Here is a 17977-nt window from a genome sequence, read left to right as displayed (position 1 = left end):
CGGCTAATCGCTGCTATCTGTCTTCTATCGGAGAAACCCATGCTTCTCGCGCTTATTTCAATCATTGGCTATTTGATGACGATCCTGTCGACCGTCGTCATCGTGCAATTCATCCTCAGCCTTTTGCTGGCCTTCAATGTGGTGAGTCTGTCGAACAATTTCGTGTCCTCCATCTGGCATGCCCTCAACATGATCCTGGACCCGTTTTTGAAACCGATACGCAAGATCATGCCGGATACAGGCATGATCGACTTTTCACCCATGGTCCTGCTGATCGGACTGCGCATTCTGCAAATGCTGCTGATGGGCCTCGCCAATGACATTGCTTCGGCGGGCATGTGAGCACAGATACGATCATTGATGGAAAGGCATTCGCCGCGGATCTGCGCGGACGTATTGCTGCGTCTGTACCAAATTTTGTGCAACACACCGGTCGCAAGCCCGGCCTGGCCGTTGTACTGGTCGGCGACGATCCCGCCAGCCAAGTCTATGTCGGCTCGAAGAAAAAGGCGACCATTGAAGCGGGAATGGCCAGTTTCGAATATCGTCTGCCTGCAGATACCGCGCAGTCCGATCTGATCGCACTGGTCGAAAGACTCAACGCCGATGAACAGGTTGACGGTATCCTTGTTCAATTACCTTTGCCGCCGCACATGGACGACAAGGCCGTCATTGCCGCGCTGGATCCGGCCAAGGATGTGGACGGGTTTCACGTGGTCAACGCCGGACGGCTTGCCGTGGGTGAAGAGGCATTTGTTCCATGTACGCCTTTGGGCTGTCTGATGCTGCTCAAAGACCGGATGGGCGATCTGTCCGGTAAAAATGCGGTGGTCATCGGTCGTTCCAATATTGTGGGCAAGCCGATGGCGCAGCTTTTGCTCGCCGAAAACTGCACTGTAACAATCGCACATAGCCGGACACAGGATTTGGCGGATGTCGTTCGCCGTGCCGATATCATCGTGGCCGCAGTTGGCCGCGCGGAAATGGTGAAGGGCGACTGGATCAAGGACGGGGCAGTTGTAATCGATGTTGGTATTAACCGGCTGCCACCGGCCGAAGGTGAAACCAAAGGTCGTCTGGTCGGCGATGTTGCCTTTGCCGAAGCGGCAGGGCATTCTGCCGCCATCACACCGGTACCGGGAGGGGTTGGCCCCATGACAATAGCCTGTCTTCTGCGCAATACGCTGGTTGCGGCATATCGTCGCGCTGACCTTCCACAACCTGAAGGAATATGATGTGCTAAAGCGGATCGGCTTGATGGGCGTTGCATTGTCGGTTCTTTCCGGCTGTGCCGGGGGACCCCGTGCGCCCGAAGGGTTCGAACCGCGGATTGCAAATCCCAGTGCTATCATCTCCGCTGAAATAGCATTTGCCCGATTGGCGCAGGAAAAGGGCCAGTGGACCGCATTTCGTGAAACCGCGGCCAAGGATGCGGTGATGTTTGACCCGGAGCCCAATCTGGCGCAGGCTTGGCTCAAGGGTCGTGCTGACCCGCCGGCTGCCGTCAAATGGCAGGCGCACAAGGCATTTATGTCCTGCGACGGCAAAACAGGGGCGACAACCGGCGCGTGGCAAAGACCAAATGGCACATTCGGCTATTTCACGACCATATGGCAGTTCATCCAGAAAAACGAACGCGGCGACGGTGAATGGAAATGGGTTGTCGATCATGGCGACGCGCTGACGACACCGCGCGTGCCCAAGGAAATGATCGAGACAAAGGTCGCAAGCTGCAAAGGCCGCGCTCCGGCTTTGCTGGTCGCTCCGGCTGAAGGTGCGCAGATGAAAAGCGGATTTTCCCGCGACCAGTCACTCAGCTACACATGGGTTGTCCAACCCGACGGAAGCCGGACGGTCGAAGTAAAGCTGTGGAACGGTCAAGCATCGGAAACCGTCATTTTGGATCAGGTTGCGGCATCGAAATGATCGATCTGTTCCTTTCCGCCTTCATCACATTTTTCGTCGTCATCGACCCGCCCGGTTGCGCGCCGATTTATGCCAGCCTGACAAAGGGCGCAAACGCCGCGCAGCGCCGGAATATGGCATTGCGTGCGGTATTTGTGGCGTCGATGATATTGCTCGTCTTTGCGCTGTTTGGCGAAGAATTGCTCGCGGCATTGCACATCGAACTTAACAGTTTTCGGATCGCCGGCGGAATCATGCTGTTCCTGATCGCTACCGAAATGGTTTTCGAAAAGCGTACCGAACGTCGCGAGGAACGGGCGCAAAAAATCATCGACACCCCCGAAATCGAAGACGTATCGGTCTTTCCGATGGCAATGCCCATGATTGCAGGGCCGGGATCCATCGCTTCGGTCATGCTGTTAATGGCGCAGAATGACGGGCTGGAACGGGCCGGAGTCATTCTGGCGGCACTTGCGGCCGTACTGGTACTTACCTTACTGGCACTTTTGGCGGCGGGTCCGCTCATGCGGGTGTTGGGCGCAAAGGCCGAGGCGGTGATTACCCGTCTACTCGGTGTATTGCTGGGCGCATTGGCGGCGCAATTTGTAATTGATGGATTGCGCGAAAGCTTTTTGTAAGCGCCGTCGGCTGGCGATTATTGCAGGGTAACGCGGTCGTCGGAGCCATCGTGCCGACCGAAAAACTGCATCAACTGTACGATCAGGTCCGCCCGGGCAGATAGCCCGCGCGCCTCTAACAAAGCCTGCTTTGCTGCATAGTCGAAAGGCGCGATCTGGGCGATGGCATTGACCAGCGAATAGTCATCAAGCTGCCCCACGGCACCCCAATCAACGGCATAGCCCTGTATATCGGCAAAGCGACGCGATTCGATCTCTAGCGATGCGCGTTCGGCAATGGACAGAGCATCGGATGCTTCGTCTTCTTCCCACAATTCGCCCTCGACCTGTCGGAAACTGGTGCTGACGTCCAGTTCCTTGCGGATCGTAAAGCGCTGCAGTCCTTCCAATATGATATTGTACCGGCCGTCATCCATCGCTTCGACATCGCCGATCCGGCCAAGGCAACCGACTTCGAACAAGGGGGGATGGTTACCCTGACTCTTCGGCTGGACCATACCGATCATCCGGTCACGGGCGAGTGAATCACCTACCAGATCGCGGTAGCGTTGCTCGAATATGTGCAACGGCAATTGCATGCCCGGAAACAGGATGGCCCCGGTCAGGGGAAAGATCGAGATGCGGCGAACGGTCATCCGAACAATATGGCCGACAATTTGCGGCGGGTGGCTGACACCCAGGGATCTTCCAAACCGATCATCGCAAAAATTTCGAGCAGCCGCGCCTTGGCCGCACCGTCATTCCATTCACGGTCGGCAGCGATACTGTGCAGCAGCGCATCGGCTGCTTCATCGCGCTGGCCAGCCGCCATCAGGGCATTGGCGAGTTCTATCCGTTTGGCATGGTCGTCCGGCGCTGCGTCGACCACCGCCTTCAGCGCGTTCAACTCGTCGGGTGCCACGGCGGAGGCTGCAATGCTCAATACCGAGCTGGCGCGTACCAAAGCCGCGTCCGTCTTGAGCGATTCGTCCAGACTGTCATAGATCGCCTGCGCTTCGTCCGCGCGCCCCAGCGCTGCCAATGCGCGGATCAGGCCGGACAGGGCGGCGGGATGTTCCGGCGCAATCGCGAGGGCATCGATAAACAGGCTATAGGCCTGTTCTGCGCCCTCATTTTCCAGCAATTCTTCGCCCGCCTCCAGCAGCGGGGCAATTTGCGTGGCGGGGTCTGGACTGCCGTCACCTGCCTTGACGGGCAGTTTTGCCAAAATCTGGTCCAGCATCTGGGTCAATTGCGGTTCGGTCCGTGCCGGGGTCAGGTCGGCAATGGGCTGCCCCTGGAATATGGCATAGACGGTGGGAATAGACCGCACCTGAAACTGCGCGGCGATGAATTTATTTTCGTCGACATTCACCTTGGCCAGCACGACACCCCGGTCGGCATAGTCGGCCGCGACCTTTTCCAGAACCGGCGTCAGTTGCTTGCATGGGCCGCACCACTCGGCCCAGAAATCCAATATGACGAGTTTGTCCATCGAAGGCGTCACCACCTGCTGGCGGAATTGCTCGACTGCTTTTTGTTCTTCGGTGGTCAGGCCCAACGTTGCCAAAGTCATTCTCCGTGCTTTGTAAGCGGATTCGTAAGCGTCCTATGTGCGCAAAGATATGCCTTATACAAGACAGGCAATCACCCGTTTGCATAAAAAGCATATAATTGGGGGTTGCGGGGGGAAATACCCCATGCTAACGGCGCGCCTCACCTGTCGGGGAATCGAGATGGCCATCAGGCTCATCCGCTGTCCCGACCGCCAGAGCGGGCGTAGCTCAGGGGTAGAGCACAACCTTGCCAAGGTTGGGGTCGAGGGTTCGAATCCCTTCGCCCGCTCCAGTTTTCCTTCGATTTTCTGAACTGAAGGGCCGTTCAGGCCCCGCGCACCATTGTGCTTCTGGCCAAGCGAAAGGCAAGGCCGGGCAGGCCTTTGTAACTGGCGCTGTGGTACGCAGAATCGGGCGCAAGCTCGGCGCTGAGGCGGCGGTGGGCTTCGCCGAGGGCGTGATAAGGCACGCTGGGCAGCAGGTGGTGAAGCGCATGGTAACGCAGGCCGACCGGCGCCCACAGCGCGGGCAACAGCCCCGGCGGCGGCACATTGACGCTGTCGAGGAACTGCGCGGTGACGCTCAACGGTTCGCCGTCATTTTCCCACAGATGTGCAACCAATGTGCGAATCTGGTTCAAAACGGCGACGGCCGACACGATTCCCAAAAAGATCAGAAAAGCGTTCAGCGGGATGATTCCGGTGAAAACACCGGTCAACAGCGCAATCGACCAGATGCTTGCGGCGGTTTCCTGCCAAATCCAGTTGCGGCGCGCTTCGCCTTCGGCCGGCCGGCGGCGGAAGGCAGGGTTGATGACCAGTCCGGAATAACGTTCCACCACCAGCTTGCGGAGCGGCGGGATAAACAGGGACAGGGGTGCAAGAACCGCATTGCGGAACAGCAATGCGAAGGGCGCAAGGATTGACACAAGGATGAACACCGGAAGCGTCCAGGGCTTCATCAGCGCGAGCGGCAGATATTCGGGATCCTGGTCCGTCCCGTACCGGGTGCGGGCATGGTGGAGATTGTGGATACCTTCATACATATAGGACGGCACCAGCAGGGGCACGCCGATCACGGCGTTAAAGCCGAACCGGAAACCCGGAACGGACGAATGCTTCATGTGGGTGACCTCATGGATAAAGCCACCGGCCCGGTAAAGTGCGAGCACAGAAACCGCAGCGGCGACAAGCTTTAGCCAAAGAGGCCCGGCCAGGATGGCAACGGCCAGCGCGGCATAGCCGAGCGCTGCCGAAAACAGGAAGTCGGACCAGAAGATACGGGGATTCGCCGTACCCAGATCGCGCGTCAGCTCTGCCACGGCGCGCAGCATGGCCTTGTCATCGGGCACGCGCTTCAGCCGCTCGGCACGGGCGGCAACGCCGATATCGGACGCTGTTTCGCGCGCCGTTTTGGCAGGGGAGAAAGTCATATCAGTCATATTGCAAGTATCGCCTTGGGGGTCTTGATCTTCCAGATAGGCATTAGTCATGGCGATATCATGGCAAAAAAGGCCAAATATGGCCCTGAATTTTCGCTGACCCTAATTTATGCAATCGATTGTTGTAATTTGTCTGCAAGCATTATAGGGACGTCCCGAAGAGAGGGGCAAGAGCAGCGAATGTCGATTTCAGCGCACCATATTTCCGATGATCGCGGCTGGTCGATGTCCCATTGGAGCGCGCAGCATGTGGCAGACATCGCCAAGCGCCCCTTGCCCGCAGCGCCCTTTATATCCGCACAGGATGTTGTTTCCGTCGTTCCCGATCAGGATTTGTGGGACTTGTGGCCGTTGCAAAATGCGGACGGCAGTGTGGCCCAGATTGCCGGCGGGGAATTGTGGATGGTGTTGTCGGCACCGCGTTTGCCTGATCCCGGCCTGCGTCACGACATTGCCCGCACCCGCATGCTTTTCCGCAAGGATGATGCGTGGATAGATTGCGGTCTCCTTTTTCCCGACGACCTGAATCCGGGTACGCGCGAATGGTCCGGTTCGGCGCGCTTCAATCCGGAAACGGACGAGGTCACTGCCTATTTCACAGCTGCAGGCCGCCGCAGCGATCCCAAACCCAGTTTCGAACAGCGGTTGTTCCAGACAACAGGAAAGCTGGACCTTTCAGGGAAGCTACCAACCATTTCCAACTGGTCTGTTGCCCGCCCTCTCGTCGTCAATGACGGCAGCATGTATGTGGATGTCGGTGTCGATCAGGGCGTGCCCGGCAATATCAAGGGCTTTCGCGACCCTTATTGGTTCCGCGATCCAGCAGACGGCAATGCCTATATTCTGTTCACAGGGTCATTACCGGGCTCACGGTCCCAACATAATGGCGTCGTGGGGCTCGCGGTGGCGCATTCTGCGATGGGAGAAGACGGATTTCGTCTGCTGCCACCCATCATTTCCGCAGACGGGGTCTGCAATGAGATGGAGCGTCCGCATCTGGTGTTGCGGGACGGCCTCTATTATCTTTTCTGGTCCTCGCAAAATTCCGTTTTCGCCCCGGATGGACCGAAGGGACCGAGCGGTTTGTATGGCATGGTCGCGCCGGCCCTTGCCGGGCCATATACCCCGCTGAACGGAACGGGTCTTGTCCTTGCAAATCCTGCAGCCGAACCACGACAAGCCTATTGCTGGCAAGTTCTGGATAATTTGGAAGTCTATAGCTTTGTCGATCACTGGGGCCTCGCGGGACGCGATATTTTTGCCGAACCCCGATTGCAGCGCGACCAGTTTGGGGGCACTATCGCTCCTGTGCTGAAAATTTCGATCGATGGAACAACCACCCAGCTTCTGGGGCCCGCATGACCCGCCCGCTCTTCGGCTGCATCGAGGCGGGCGGAACCAAATTTGTAGCGGGCATTGTGGCAGGACCCGATGATGTCCGGGAAACCGCACGCTTTGATACCCTAACGCCCGATGAAACAATTGGCGCAACGCTGGACTGGTTGCGCGCCGCACAAGACCAGCACGGCATGCTGGCTGCAATAGGCATAGCAAGTTTCGGTCCGATCGAGCTGGATCGAAATGCGCCCAATTGGGGGCATATCACCGCAACGACAAAGCCGGGCTGGAGTGACACCGATTTTGCCGGTCGCATCGGTCGGGCGCTGGGTCTTCCTGTGGGTTTCGATACCGATGTGAATGGTGCAGCACTCGCCGAATCGAGATGGGGTGCCGGTCGGGGAAAGCCCGCCTGTGTTTATGTCACGATCGGCACCGGCATAGGTGGCGGCGCGATTGTCGACGGCAAGCCACTTCAGGGTCTGTCCCATCCTGAAATGGGGCATATCCGCATCCCTCGCCATCCAAAGGATATGCAATTTCCCGGTATCTGCCCGTTCCATGCTGATTGCCTGGAAGGCCTTGCCAGTGGCCCCGCCATCAAGGCGCGGTGGGGAATGTCCCTGTCCGAACTGCCGTCCGACCATGAAGCGCATAGCATCATCGCCTGGTATATTGCGCATATGGTGGTGACGTTGCAGTCGATCATGGAACCGGGCTGCGTCATTTTGGGCGGGGGTGTCACAGCTACGCCGGCATTGCTCGACCGGATATGTGCGCAGGCGGATGAGTTGGGTCGGGGTTATTTCCGCGGAAAGGCATCTGATATCATTGTGGCACCCGGCTTGGGTGACAAGGCCGGGCTGCTCGGCGGTCTGGCGCTGGCGCAAGATATTCTCGCCACGCCCAGCTAGGTCCTGACCCTAAAAATGCTCAGCTTGATTGACGGACGACAAGCTCGGGTTTGAGCACAACCGAACCTGTTTCCTCTCCCGCAATGCGCCGGAACAAAAGGTCGACCAGATGTCCGGCACCGGCAGCAAGATCCTGCCTTACCGTCGAAAGTGTCGGAACCGTCTGGTTGGCAAATGGCAGGTCATCATATCCAACCACATGCACCTGACCCGGCACCTTCACGCCATGTTCGGCAAGCGCGCGTAATGCGCTCATGGCGATCACGTCGGATGCGGCGATGATGCCATTTGGGATCGACTGCGTATCGTCCAGCCATTTGCTGATAGCAGGATGGGCCGTTTCGGCCGTCAAATGAGCCGGTAAAATGCTGAGGCTGTCGCCCAGACCGGCCAACGCAAGGGCGGCACGACAGCCTTCAAGACGTTCCGCTATCTCGGGCGCAACAGGATCACCGAAGAAGGCAAAATTACGGCATCCCCGGTCGATCAGATGCTGTGCCGCTATCTGGCCACCCTTCCGGTTGTCCGACCCTACAGAGCAATGATTCTTGCCGGGCAGATTTGCGCCCCAGGCAACCAGGGGAAGATAGCGGCTGGCGACTTTCTCAATGACGTCGATCTGGTCGGATTGTCCAATCAAGATCACTCCGTCCACGCGCCCAGAATCAACGACGCGGTTCAGCCAATCGGGATCTTTCGGAATAACGCGTGACAGCAAGAGGTCGTGACCCCGCTCCGTTAACGCATCGGCGAGATGACCCAACATGGTCATAAAGAAGGGGTCAGAGATATGCTGGCCCGTTTCGTGGCCTAATGGTATCAGTACGCCAATCGCGCCTGCGCGCTTGATGCGCAGGTTGCGGGCCATCACATTGGGCCGAAAGTCATGTTCGCGGGCAAGTTGCTGAATTTTGTCACGGGTCTTTTTCGCGATCAGATGCGAATCTGCCAAGGCGCGGGATACTGTTCCGGGGGAGACCCCGGCCAAACGCGCCAAATCGGTAATATTCCGAACCCGCCCCTGACTGTCCATTTTTGCTCCTAATATCGGGTCCAGACCCCGCCAATATTGAGGACGATTTGTCCCTGTGGCAAGAGGAAAGAAAATAACAGCCCCGTGTTATGCAATCGATTGTTGCAAAATTCCCCCTATGCGTTAGCAGATAATGCGGAGAGTAGCGGATTGTTCCGCCGAGGAGAAAAAAATGTCCCAACCGACGACCAAACCGCATCTGTCCTTGTCAAAAATTCTGCAGATGAATTTGGGGTTTTTGGGGCTGCAATTCAGCTTCGGGCTGCAGCAAGGCAACATGGCCCCGATATATTCCTATCTGGGTGCGGACGAGGCATCTTTACCCATATTGCAACTTGCAGGGCCGGTCACCGGACTGGTGGTGCAGCCAATTATCGGCGCAATGAGCGACCGGACCAATTCGAAATGGGGACGGCGAACGCCCTATTTCATCGTCGGTGCGATATTATGTTCGCTCGGGCTTTTATTCATGCCCCTGTCGCAGAGCATATTGATGGCGGCGAGCCTGCTGTGGATCCTGGACGCTGGCAACAATATCACAATGGAACCTTATCGCGCCTATGTGAGCGACCGCCTCAACGAAGATCAGCATAATGTAGGTTTTCTGACCCAAAGCGCCTTTACCGGCCTTGCCCAATGTCTTGCGCTCGGGACGCCCGCGCTTCTTGTCGGACTTTTCGGCATGAACAAGGATGCCATTGGCGCGAATAACATTCCCGATACGGTCTATGTTGTGTTCACAATTGGTGCCGTTTTGTCGCTTTCGACCATATTATGGTCCGTTATCCGCGTGCCGGAATTACCGCTGACTGAAAGCCAGAAGGCGGAGATTGCGGCCCAACCCAAAACCGCGTCGGCGACATTCCGGGAAATAGGATCGGCGATAGTCGAAATGCCACGGCCAATGCGCAAGCTGGGTGTGATGATGCTGTTCCAATGGTACGCCATGGGCATTTATTGGACCTATGTAACCTACTCGATCGCGCGCTCGGTCTATAACACCAGCGAACCGGTCAGCGACGGTTTTCGCAGCGCCGTTCTGACCAACGGAACCATGGCGGCCTTCTACAATGCCGTCGCCTTTGTGGCCGCGCTGCTGATGATGCCGATGATTCGGAAGATTGGTGCACGTAAGGTGCATGCCGCTGCCTTGGTGGCGGGCGGCCTCGGCATGATGGCCATACCGCAGATGACCGATACCGCGATGTTGTTTCCGGCAGCCATTGGTGTTGGCATATGCTGGGGCAGCATCATGGGAACGCCCTATGTGATGCTGGCCAGTTGCATTCCGCCCCGCCGCACGGGCGTCTATATGGGGATATTCAACATGATGATCGTTATTCCCATGCTTTTGAATGCGGCCACATTTCCATTCTATTATGAACCCTGGCTCGGCGGGGATGCCCGAAATGCCTTGGTGCTGGCGGGGGTCTTGCTGATATGCGCGGCCTTTGCGGTTTTACGGGTGAAGGATAGTGAATTAGGCACGGCCTGAGCGCGCCTGACCCGCTGCAAAATGTGACGATAATGCCACAAAAAAGGCCCGGACAAAATTTTATGCAAAGGTTTGCGAAAAATTCTTGCAAACGATTTCCAAATCACTATCAAGCGCAGTGGAGGCGTAAAACAGCGCCCGTTTTCGATTTTTAGGGGAGGATGATATGAAGATATCCCATATGCATGGCTACGCGTCCGCGATTGCACTTTGCGCCGCATTGGTCGCCGTTCCGGTGTCTGCACAAGATGAAGCGGCGGCGGCTGATGAAGAAGTTTCCAGCCTTGACGAAATTGTGGTCACCGCCTCCGGCCGTGACCAGACCAAAATCGAAACCTCGGTATCGGTCACCAGCATCGACGCGCAGTTGATCCAGGATTTCCAGCCCAGTTCAGAAGCCGAAGTCTTCAAACTGATCCCCGGTATTCAGGTGCCCGGAACGTCGGGTCCCGGCGGTAACTCCAACATCGCGGTACGCGGTTTGCCCGTTGCGACCGGTGGTGCTCCCTTCGTGCAGCTACAGGAAGACGGCCTTCCTGTCGTGCTGTTCGGCGATATCCAGTTCGGTAACAACGACTATTGGACCCGCTTTGATCCGTCCGTCGCCAATATCGAAGCGGTGCGCGGCGGTTCTGCGACAACCTTTGCGTCGCAAGCTCCCGGCGCCGTCATCAACTATATCAGCAACTATGGCCGCGAAGAGGGTGGTTATGTCGAGCTGAAAAAGGGTATCGACTACAGCGAAACCCAGTTGAACTTCCGCTATGGTGGTCCTTTGACCGACAGCATGAATTTCCATGTTGGCGGTTCGTTCAAGCGCGGTCGCGGCCCGCTCGACGCCGGCTACAACCTCAGCGACAGCATTCAGGTCAAGGCCAATGTCACCAAGGAATTTGGAGACGGCAAAGGCTATTTCCGTCTCTTGTTCAAATATGCCGACACAGCAGAGCCCAATTACACCGGCGCACCTGCACTGGCGACGATCAGCGGCGGAAAGGTGAGCAATATTCGTCCGTTCCCCGGCTTTGACGGCCGCAAGGACACCAATTACTCGCTCTATAACCAGAGCTTCCTCATCTATAATCGGGAAGGCACACTGGAACGCGTCAAGATGGACGGGATCACCACCAAGCAGAAATCGATCGGTGCGCAGTTCCGTTATGAGTTGAGCGACAATATCACCGTGGACAATAATGCGCGCTATTCGGATTTGAGCGGTGGTTTTGCTTCGCCATTCCTTGGCATTGCGACAACGGCCAGCGTTCTGGGTTCGACCGTCAATGGCCGTACCGTGCAGGCGATCCGCTATGCGAGCGGACCCAATGCCGGCCAGCTCTACACGGGCACCTATCTGGACAATAACGTCAATGTGAAGACGAATATCCGTGATCTCGGCAGCTTTGTGAACGATCTGACCATCGCGGGCAAATTTGAAACCGGCTTTGCGGAACTGACTGCACGCGTCGGCTATTTCTACATGGACCAGACCATCGCAATGGACTGGCACGTCAACAAATCACTGCGCGAACTTAGCGGTAACAACCCGTCACAGCTGGACCTATTTGACAGCCCGACCGCGACTGCGGCTGCCAACAAGATCACGCAGGAAGGCATCTCCGGTTATAATAATAACTGGGGTAGTTGTTGTGCACGTGACTATGACCTGTCCTATACCAACACCGCGCCTTATGCGCAGTTGGTTCTCGACAACGACACGTTCAATCTGGACGGCAGCGTCCGGTTTGAAAAGGTCAAGGCATCGGGCTACACCATTGCAGGGGGTGCGGAGCTCAACATCAATTCCAATGGTGTGCTCATCCCCACGATGACGGCCAATGGCACCCGCGAAGTGCTCGATTACAGCCGCAGCTACACCAGCTGGACAGCAGGTGCCTTGTGGAAGGCAACGCCGGATCTCTCGATCTTTGGCCGCGCTTCGCGCGGTGGCCGGTTCAACAGCGACCGTCAAACCGTCAGCGGCAAGTTCAATCCGGATGGCAGCCTGTGCACCCGCGCACAGGCAACCGCGCTGGCCTGTACCGATGGCGTGACACCTTCGGTCGACTTTGTGAACCAGTATGAAATCGGTTTGAAGAACCGCGGTGATCTGGGCGGTGGCCGTTACACCGTGGAATTCACCCTGCTCAAGGGCGACTTCAAGCGCAGCGACTTTGAACCGACCACGACCGGCATCTGCCCGGGCGGCGGCTGCGTCATTGACAACAGCTTCAAAACCCAGGGTGCGGAATTCTTCGCAACTCTGCGTCTGGGCGGTTTCAACTTCATCGCCAACGCCACCTATACAAAGGCGAAGCAGAAGTTCACGTCGACACGCAACGGCACGCAGGTGGCAGGCTCGGCCAACTTTGGCCGCGCACTGAACATTCCGGACCTCAGCTATTCGCTGTCGGCGAATTATGACGTAATGGAAATTGCCACGATCGGCGTCACCGCCGTGGGCCAGTCGAGCACCTTTGACGGGGCCCTGGTGTATCCGGGCAAAACGGTCTTCAACACCAATTTGAAGGTCATGCCGCTCGATAATCTGGAAGTGGGCCTTAACGTCTACAACCTGTTCAACACCTATGACTCGCGCGGTAATGGCAATGGCACCTTTGGTGGTGGCATTACCGGCACACCGGTGATCGGCCGCACGCTGACCGGTTCGGTGCGTTTCAGCTTCTAAACCAGGCCCGAAGGGTCGCACCTTCGACAGGATAAGAGACGGGTCCGGTGGCGAAAGCTTCCGGACCCGTTTTCGTTGCAAAAACAAGTGGCGGGCGTAACGGGAAATGATGACGGACAAGCGTATCGAATCGATTGTAATTGTCGGCGGCGGGTCAGCCGGATGGATGACCGCGGCCGCGCTGTCGAACAGCCTTCGGCAAGGGTGCCGGATCACCCTGATCGAATCCGACGATATCGGCACCGTCGGTGTAGGTGAGGCCACGATCCCGCCCATCCGCACGTTTAACGAAATGCTCGGCATTGATGAACGGGAATTCGTGAAAGCAACGCAGGGCTCGTTCAAGCTGGGGATCGAATTTGTCGATTGGGGCCATTTGGGGAATCGCTATTTCCACCCCTTCGGACCCCATGGCCGGGCGTTCGATATTGTCAGCCTGCACCATTATTGGCTGAAAGCGCGCGAAGCAGGCGAGACCGCCGCATTTGACGAACACAGCATGGCGTGGGCACTTGCGCGGGCGGGGCGTTTTACACGGCCCGGACAGGACCCGCGCAATGTTCTGTCGACATTTGACTATGCCTATCATTTCGACGCCGGACTCTATGCGCGCTATCTCCGCCGCTATTCCGAAGAGCGCGGCGTAAAGCGTGTCGAAGGCAAGATCGCGTCGGTCGCACAACATGGCGAGAACGGGTTTGTCAGCTCCGTCCAGCTGGAAGATGGCCAAGTATTTGGCGCCGATCTGTTCATAGACTGTTCGGGCTTTCGCGGCCTGCTGATCGAGGGTAGTTTGCAAACGGGCTATGAAGACTGGTCACATTGGCTGCCTTGCGACCGTGCGGTCGCGATGCCATGCGCCAAGGCAGGCGAATTTACCCCCTACACCCGATCCACCGCACGCACCGCCGGGTGGCAATGGCGTATCCCGCTACAACACCGGACCGGAAACGGCTATGTCTATTGCAGCCAGTTTATTTCGGACGATGAGGCGGAGGAAACACTGCGCGCCAATCTGGACGGAGAAGCGCTCGCCGGTCCCAACCGCTTGCGCTTTACGACAGGGCGGCGGCGGAAGTTCTGGAACAAGAATGTCATCGCCATAGGCCTGTCGAGCGGTTTTATGGAGCCGCTGGAATCCACCAGCCTGCATTTGATCCAGGCCGGGATATCAAAGTTGCTCGCGCTGTTTCCGGATAAGGATTTCAACCCGCTCTTGGCCGACGAATATAACCATATCGCCGTGACCGAGTTTGAACGCATTCGTGATTTTCTGGTGCTGCATTACAAGCTTAGCACCCGCGACGATGGCGAACTTTGGCGATATTGCGCGCAAATGGCCATTCCCGACACGTTACAGTTCAAGATTGACCATTTCAAAAGCTATGGACGCCACATCGCCCGCGACATGGACTTATTTGGCCCTCCCAGCTGGCTGGCGGTCCATATAGGGCAGGGCAATATTCCGGAAGCTGTCGATCCGCTATTTGATTACCGCGGTATCGACGGCCGGGAGTGGCTGGGTAAATTGCGCGGTGCGATGCAGTTCGAAGCCGGGCGCCAGCCCACACACCAGCAATTTATCGACCAGCATTGCAAGGCGGGCATCTAAACCGTGGATGCCGCCGCGCTATTCGGGGCAGCATGCCAGGCGCGGCAGATTCAGGATATCGAAAGCGCGGTTGAAGCCATTGACGAGGCCCACCGGCTTTCCCCTGATAATCCACAAATTGCGGCTGTCCGCGCGCTTTTGCATTACGAAAGCTGGCGGCCTTCAGCAGGGCTTTTTGCCCGTGCATGCACGTTAAACCCTGGGGACATGGAGCTGATCCGCAATCGCGCACTGGCTCTGGCATCGGAAGGGGAGCGGGACACGGCTGAAGCCTTGCTGGAAAGCGCATTGGAACAGCATCCCAAATGGACCGAAGGCCATGGCATTTTGGCGCGCATTAGGCTCACGACAGGTGATGCGGTGGATTACGACCGCAGCTATGCGCAGGCCTGTGCGCAGCAGGACGGTTCGCTGGCACTTCACCTCGCCTGGTTCCATCAGGCGGCAATGATCAGGGATTGGGAAAAAGTCAGGGAGATTTTGGCAAAAGCGGAAACGCTTTATCCCGGCCAGAATGACTTGCGTTCCGCCCGCTTCTATCTCGCTGCGGAATCGGGTGACGATGCCGGGGCCGATACCGCATTTGCAGATGTCGAAGGGTTGCGTGATCCGGGTCTGGATCTGTGCCGGGTGCGATACCACCTGCGTCGCAGTCAGTGGGGTGCCGCTGAGGAATGTGCGCGCCGCCATATCGGGACGCCTGCCGGTGCAATGTTCTGGCCTTATCTGTCTTTGATCTGGCGGCTGACGGGCAACGCGCTGGCGCAGTGGCTTGATGGCGCGCCGCCCTATTTGGCGGTGCTTGATCTGGATATCTCATCGGCACAGATTTCGGATCTGGCCGAAATGCTGCGGTGCTTGCATATCCTTCAGGCGCCCTATCCCGAACAGTCGGTCCGCGGTGGCACCCAAACCGATCGCCCGCTGTTTTTCCATCCCGATCCAAAGGTGCAATCCATCCGGCGAGCGATCATGGATGCCGTGCGCGGTTACGTAGAGGCATTGCCGCCACCAGATCCCAGACATCCGCTTCTTGCGGCAGACCGCTCAAAGCTTCTGCTGGACGGAAGCTGGTCTGTGCGGCTTGTGGATCGCGGTTTTCACGCAAGCCACAGCCATGTGAACGGCTGGATCAGTTCGGCCTTCTACGTCGCCTTACCCGACCAACCGGGACCGCCGCCCTCCGGACATTTCGCCTTGGGCACACCACCACCGGAACTGGGCCTCGATCTGCCTGCCTATCAAACTGTCGAGCCACGTCCGGGGCGGCTGGTCCTGTTTCCGTCCACCATGTGGCATAGCACCATTCCTTTTGACGCAGGGGAGCGACTGACAATCGCTTTTGATATCAAGCGTACATGAAGCTCTTGCTCTTGACGGAATGTCCAGTAACAAGACCGTCATGTTAGGCGTTTGCTATTATCCCGAACATTGGCCCGAAAATATGTGGGCCCGCGATGCGCAGCGTATGCGCGATCTCGGCCTCTCTTATGTGCGCATCGGTGAATTTGCCTGGGGCCGTGTGGAGAAAAGCGAAGGTGCGTTCACTTGGGAGTGGATGGACCGCGCCATTGACACTCTGGGTACAGCCGGATTGAAGGTCGTCCTCGGTACGCCAACAGCAACACCGCCCAAATGGCTTTGTGAAAAATATCCCGATATTTTGCCTGTCGATATCGAAACCGGTTTGCGCCGCGGCTTCGGTTCGCGCCGTCATTACGACTTTTCCAGCAAAACCTATCTTGCTCAGGCGGAACGCATCAGCGCGGCTATGGCGCAGCGCTACGGCTCCCATCCCTATGTCGCAGGTTGGCAGACCGACAATGAACTTTGCTGCCACGATACGACGCTTAGCGCGTCACCGGCGGCGCGCGACGCGTTCCGGCTGTGGTGTGCAAAACGCTACGGGACCATAGACGCGCTCAATGACGCATGGGGCAATGTGTTCTGGTCGATGGAATATGACAGTTTCGACCAGATCGACCTGCCATTCTTTACCGTCTGTGAAACCAACCCTGCCCATCGGCTCGCCTTTCGCCGATTTGCCTCGGATCAGGTCGTGCGCTTTCATGACGTCATGATTGCCGCAATCCGGGCACATGCCGGCAAGGAACAATGGGTTACGCACAATATCATTCCGCCTGCGACAACCGGCGTCGACAATGCCGCGCTGACCCAAGGCCTAGATTTTGTTAGCTATGACAATTATCCGCTCGGCTTTTCCGATCAACTGATGGCAAAGGCACCGGCTGCGGATTGGCAGCCCTTCATGCGTACGGGTCATCCGGACCTGGCCGCATTGAATTTCGATACTGTGCGCGGACTTTCCAAAGGCGCCTGGTGGGTGATGGAACAGCAACCCGGACCGGTAAACTGGGCGCCCCATAATCCACGACCGGCCCCTGGAATGATCCGGCATTGGTCCTTGCAGGCTTTTGCCCATGGCGCAGCCTGTGTGGCCTATTTCCGCTGGCGTCAGGTGCCCTTTGCCCAGGAACAGATGCATGCCGGATTGCTGCGTCCCGATGACCATCCTTCGCCAGCCTGGCCGGAAGTTGAGCAGGTCGCACGGGAGATGGCGCAGCTTGGCGATCTTTCAGAAGCAGCAGCTAAAGCGCCGGTCGCGTTGCTCGTCGACACCGCATCTGCTTTCGTTGATGATATTGAACGGCAGGGAGCTGGCTATCGCTATCCGGCGGTAGTCTTCCAATATTATTGTGCATTGCGGGCTTTAGGGGTCGATGTTGATATCTTGTCCGCTGGGCAAGCATCGCTGGCAGGGTACAGGCTTATCGTCGCGCCGACATTGGCCATGCCGGATGATGCGGTTATGCAACGCTTGCGCGCAAGTGACGGCTTACTTTTTTTCGGGCCGCGTTCGGGCGCCAAAACGCAGGAATTTTCGATCAGTGAAGGTTTGCCGCCTGGTCCTTTGCGGGAGTTTGTACCGGCGAAGATCATTGCCGTTGAAACCTTGCGGCCGGATTGCACCGAACTTCTGAACTATCAGGGGGAATGTTTCACAAGCGGACGTTGGCGTGAGACTATTGAGGTGGATGAGGCTGAGATAATCGCCAGCTATGAAGATGGCAGCCCTGCTGCCATCCGATCGGGCCGCACTACTTATGTCGCGACCCTTACGGATGATGCATTTTTGAAAAGCCTGCTGGTCCGGCTGTGCGCGGAAGCGGATATCGCGGTTACACCCTTGCCCTCCACGCTCCGGTTACGGCGTCGGGGGGGGATGACTTTTGCCTTCAATCTTGCTGCTGAGCCAGTCCATGTGCCTGCGCCGGATGGGGCGAATTTCATCCTGGGCGGGCAGCTTGTCGAACCTTTTGGCGTTTCCGTCTGGCGTTAGCGCAGCGGCGACGAAACCC

General features: G+C 57.4%; 15 protein-coding genes and 1 tRNA gene. 12 read left to right on the top strand and 4 right to left on the bottom strand.

The genetic code is table 11. The features are described from left to right. Positions 1–39: 39 nt before the first annotated feature. From FOM92_RS12375 to FOM92_RS12360, 4 genes are read left to right on the top strand one after another with little or no spacing between them, the layout of a single operon-like run. Complete coding sequence (locus FOM92_RS12375) at positions 40–342, top strand: YggT family protein (RefSeq protein WP_143777162.1); 303 nt, start codon at positions 40–42, stop codon at positions 340–342. Beyond that, positions 339–1235, top strand: coding sequence for a bifunctional methylenetetrahydrofolate dehydrogenase/methenyltetrahydrofolate cyclohydrolase FolD (gene folD, locus FOM92_RS12370; RefSeq protein WP_143777161.1), 897 nt, complete (start codon positions 339–341; stop codon positions 1233–1235). The genes FOM92_RS12375 and folD overlap by 4 nt, the downstream gene beginning before the upstream one ends. Further along, positions 1189–1926 carry a Cif family virulence factor gene (locus FOM92_RS12365; RefSeq protein WP_246087281.1) on the top strand — a complete coding sequence of 246 codons (738 nt, stop codon included), beginning with the start codon at positions 1189–1191 and terminating at the stop codon, positions 1924–1926. The genes folD and FOM92_RS12365 overlap by 47 nt, the downstream gene beginning before the upstream one ends. Further along, entirely contained in the window at positions 1923–2543 is a 621-nt protein-coding gene (locus tag FOM92_RS12360; protein ID WP_143777160.1) for a MarC family protein, read from the top strand. The genes FOM92_RS12365 and FOM92_RS12360 overlap by 4 nt, the downstream gene beginning before the upstream one ends. Positions 2544–2560: 17 nt before the next feature. On the opposite strand, the gene FOM92_RS12355 is transcribed toward FOM92_RS12360, so the two are convergent. Both FOM92_RS12355 and FOM92_RS12350 read right to left on the bottom strand, forming a co-directional pair. Continuing rightward, positions 2561–3178 carry an LON peptidase substrate-binding domain-containing protein gene (locus FOM92_RS12355; protein WP_143777159.1) on the bottom strand — a complete coding sequence of 206 codons (618 nt, stop codon included), beginning with the start codon at positions 3176–3178 and terminating at the stop codon, positions 2561–2563. Beyond that, positions 3175–4098: a tetratricopeptide repeat protein gene (locus FOM92_RS12350; RefSeq protein WP_143777158.1), complete on the bottom strand. Its 924-nt coding sequence runs from the start codon at positions 4096–4098 to the stop codon at positions 3175–3177. Before FOM92_RS12350 ends, FOM92_RS12355 begins: the two co-directional genes overlap by 4 nt. A 197-nt stretch (positions 4099–4295) precedes the next feature. Here FOM92_RS12350 and FOM92_RS12345 point away from each other — a divergent pair. Next, a tRNA-Gly gene (locus FOM92_RS12345) sits at positions 4296–4370 on the top strand. Between the two features lie 33 nt (positions 4371–4403). On the opposite strand, the gene FOM92_RS12340 is transcribed toward FOM92_RS12345, so the two are convergent. Next, a complete protein-coding gene (locus FOM92_RS12340) occupies positions 4404–5519 on the bottom strand; it encodes a fatty acid desaturase family protein (RefSeq protein ID WP_425473389.1) in 1116 nt (371 codons plus the stop codon). A gap of 180 nt (positions 5520–5699) precedes the next feature. Here FOM92_RS12340 and FOM92_RS12335 point away from each other — a divergent pair, with 180 nt between their 5' ends. Continuing rightward, positions 5700–6881, top strand: a complete 1182-nt coding sequence (locus FOM92_RS12335; RefSeq protein ID WP_246087280.1) for a glycoside hydrolase family 68 protein — start codon at positions 5700–5702, stop codon at positions 6879–6881. Next, positions 6878–7771 carry an ROK family protein gene (locus FOM92_RS12330; protein WP_143777157.1) on the top strand — a complete coding sequence of 298 codons (894 nt, stop codon included), beginning with the start codon at positions 6878–6880 and terminating at the stop codon, positions 7769–7771. The genes FOM92_RS12335 and FOM92_RS12330 overlap by 4 nt, the downstream gene beginning before the upstream one ends. A gap of 19 nt (positions 7772–7790) precedes the next feature. On the opposite strand, the gene FOM92_RS12325 is transcribed toward FOM92_RS12330, so the two are convergent. After that, positions 7791–8804: a LacI family DNA-binding transcriptional regulator gene (locus tag FOM92_RS12325; RefSeq protein WP_143777156.1), complete on the bottom strand. Its 1014-nt coding sequence runs from the start codon at positions 8802–8804 to the stop codon at positions 7791–7793. A 172-nt stretch (positions 8805–8976) separates the two neighbouring features. On the opposite strand from FOM92_RS12325, the gene FOM92_RS12320 reads away from it, so the two are divergent. The 5 genes from FOM92_RS12320 (at position 8977) to FOM92_RS12300 (ending at position 17958) form a co-directional block, all read left to right on the top strand. Then, the gene (locus FOM92_RS12320; RefSeq protein ID WP_143777155.1) at positions 8977–10299 is read left to right on the top strand and encodes an MFS transporter; all 1323 of its coding nucleotides are present in this window, start codon (positions 8977–8979) and stop codon (positions 10297–10299) included. A 166-nt stretch (positions 10300–10465) separates the two neighbouring features. Continuing rightward, a complete protein-coding gene (locus FOM92_RS12315; protein WP_143777154.1) occupies positions 10466–12985 on the top strand; it encodes a TonB-dependent receptor domain-containing protein in 2520 nt (839 codons plus the stop codon). A gap of 106 nt (positions 12986–13091) precedes the next feature. Beyond that, positions 13092–14597 carry a tryptophan halogenase family protein gene (locus tag FOM92_RS12310; protein WP_143777153.1) on the top strand — a complete coding sequence of 502 codons (1506 nt, stop codon included), beginning with the start codon at positions 13092–13094 and terminating at the stop codon, positions 14595–14597. A 3-nt stretch (positions 14598–14600) separates the two neighbouring features. Continuing rightward, the gene (locus FOM92_RS12305) at positions 14601–15959 is read left to right on the top strand and encodes a putative 2OG-Fe(II) oxygenase (protein WP_143777152.1); all 1359 of its coding nucleotides are present in this window, start codon (positions 14601–14603) and stop codon (positions 15957–15959) included. Positions 15960–15978: 19 nt separating this feature from the next. Further along, positions 15979–17958, top strand: coding sequence for a beta-galactosidase (locus FOM92_RS12300; protein WP_246087279.1), 1980 nt, complete (start codon positions 15979–15981; stop codon positions 17956–17958). Positions 17959–17977 lie beyond the last annotated feature (19 nt).

This window comes from Sphingorhabdus contaminans, from assembly GCF_007280415.1.
GTDB lineage: Bacteria > Pseudomonadota > Alphaproteobacteria > Sphingomonadales > Sphingomonadaceae > Sphingorhabdus_B > Sphingorhabdus_B contaminans.
This window is presented reverse-complemented; position numbering and strand designations above follow the sequence as displayed.

Bases quoted from the DNA above. Each gene is read 5' to 3' on its own strand.
- FOM92_RS12340 (WP_425473389.1), bottom strand. From the start codon at position 5,519: ATGACTGATATGACTTTCTCCCCTGCCAAAACGGCGCGCGAAACAGCG.
- FOM92_RS12320 (WP_143777155.1), top strand. From the start codon at position 8,977: ATGTCCCAACCGACGACCAAACCGCATCTGTCCTTGTCAAAAATTCTG.
- FOM92_RS12355 (WP_143777159.1), bottom strand. From the start codon at position 3,178: ATGACCGTTCGCCGCATCTCGATCTTTCCCCTGACCGGGGCCATCCTG.
- FOM92_RS12350 (WP_143777158.1), bottom strand. From the start codon at position 4,098: ATGACTTTGGCAACGTTGGGCCTGACCACCGAAGAACAAAAAGCAGTC.
- FOM92_RS12360 (WP_143777160.1), top strand. From the start codon at position 1,923: ATGATCGATCTGTTCCTTTCCGCCTTCATCACATTTTTCGTCGTCATC.
- FOM92_RS12310 (WP_143777153.1), top strand. From the start codon at position 13,092: ATGATGACGGACAAGCGTATCGAATCGATTGTAATTGTCGGCGGCGGG.
- FOM92_RS12300 (WP_246087279.1), top strand. From the start codon at position 15,979: ATGTCCAGTAACAAGACCGTCATGTTAGGCGTTTGCTATTATCCCGAA.
- FOM92_RS12335 (WP_246087280.1), top strand. From the start codon at position 5,700: ATGTCGATTTCAGCGCACCATATTTCCGATGATCGCGGCTGGTCGATG.
- FOM92_RS12330 (WP_143777157.1), top strand. From the start codon at position 6,878: ATGACCCGCCCGCTCTTCGGCTGCATCGAGGCGGGCGGAACCAAATTT.
- FOM92_RS12315 (WP_143777154.1), top strand. From the start codon at position 10,466: ATGAAGATATCCCATATGCATGGCTACGCGTCCGCGATTGCACTTTGC.
- FOM92_RS12325 (WP_143777156.1), bottom strand. From the start codon at position 8,804: ATGGACAGTCAGGGGCGGGTTCGGAATATTACCGATTTGGCGCGTTTG.
- FOM92_RS12375 (WP_143777162.1), top strand. From the start codon at position 40: ATGCTTCTCGCGCTTATTTCAATCATTGGCTATTTGATGACGATCCTG.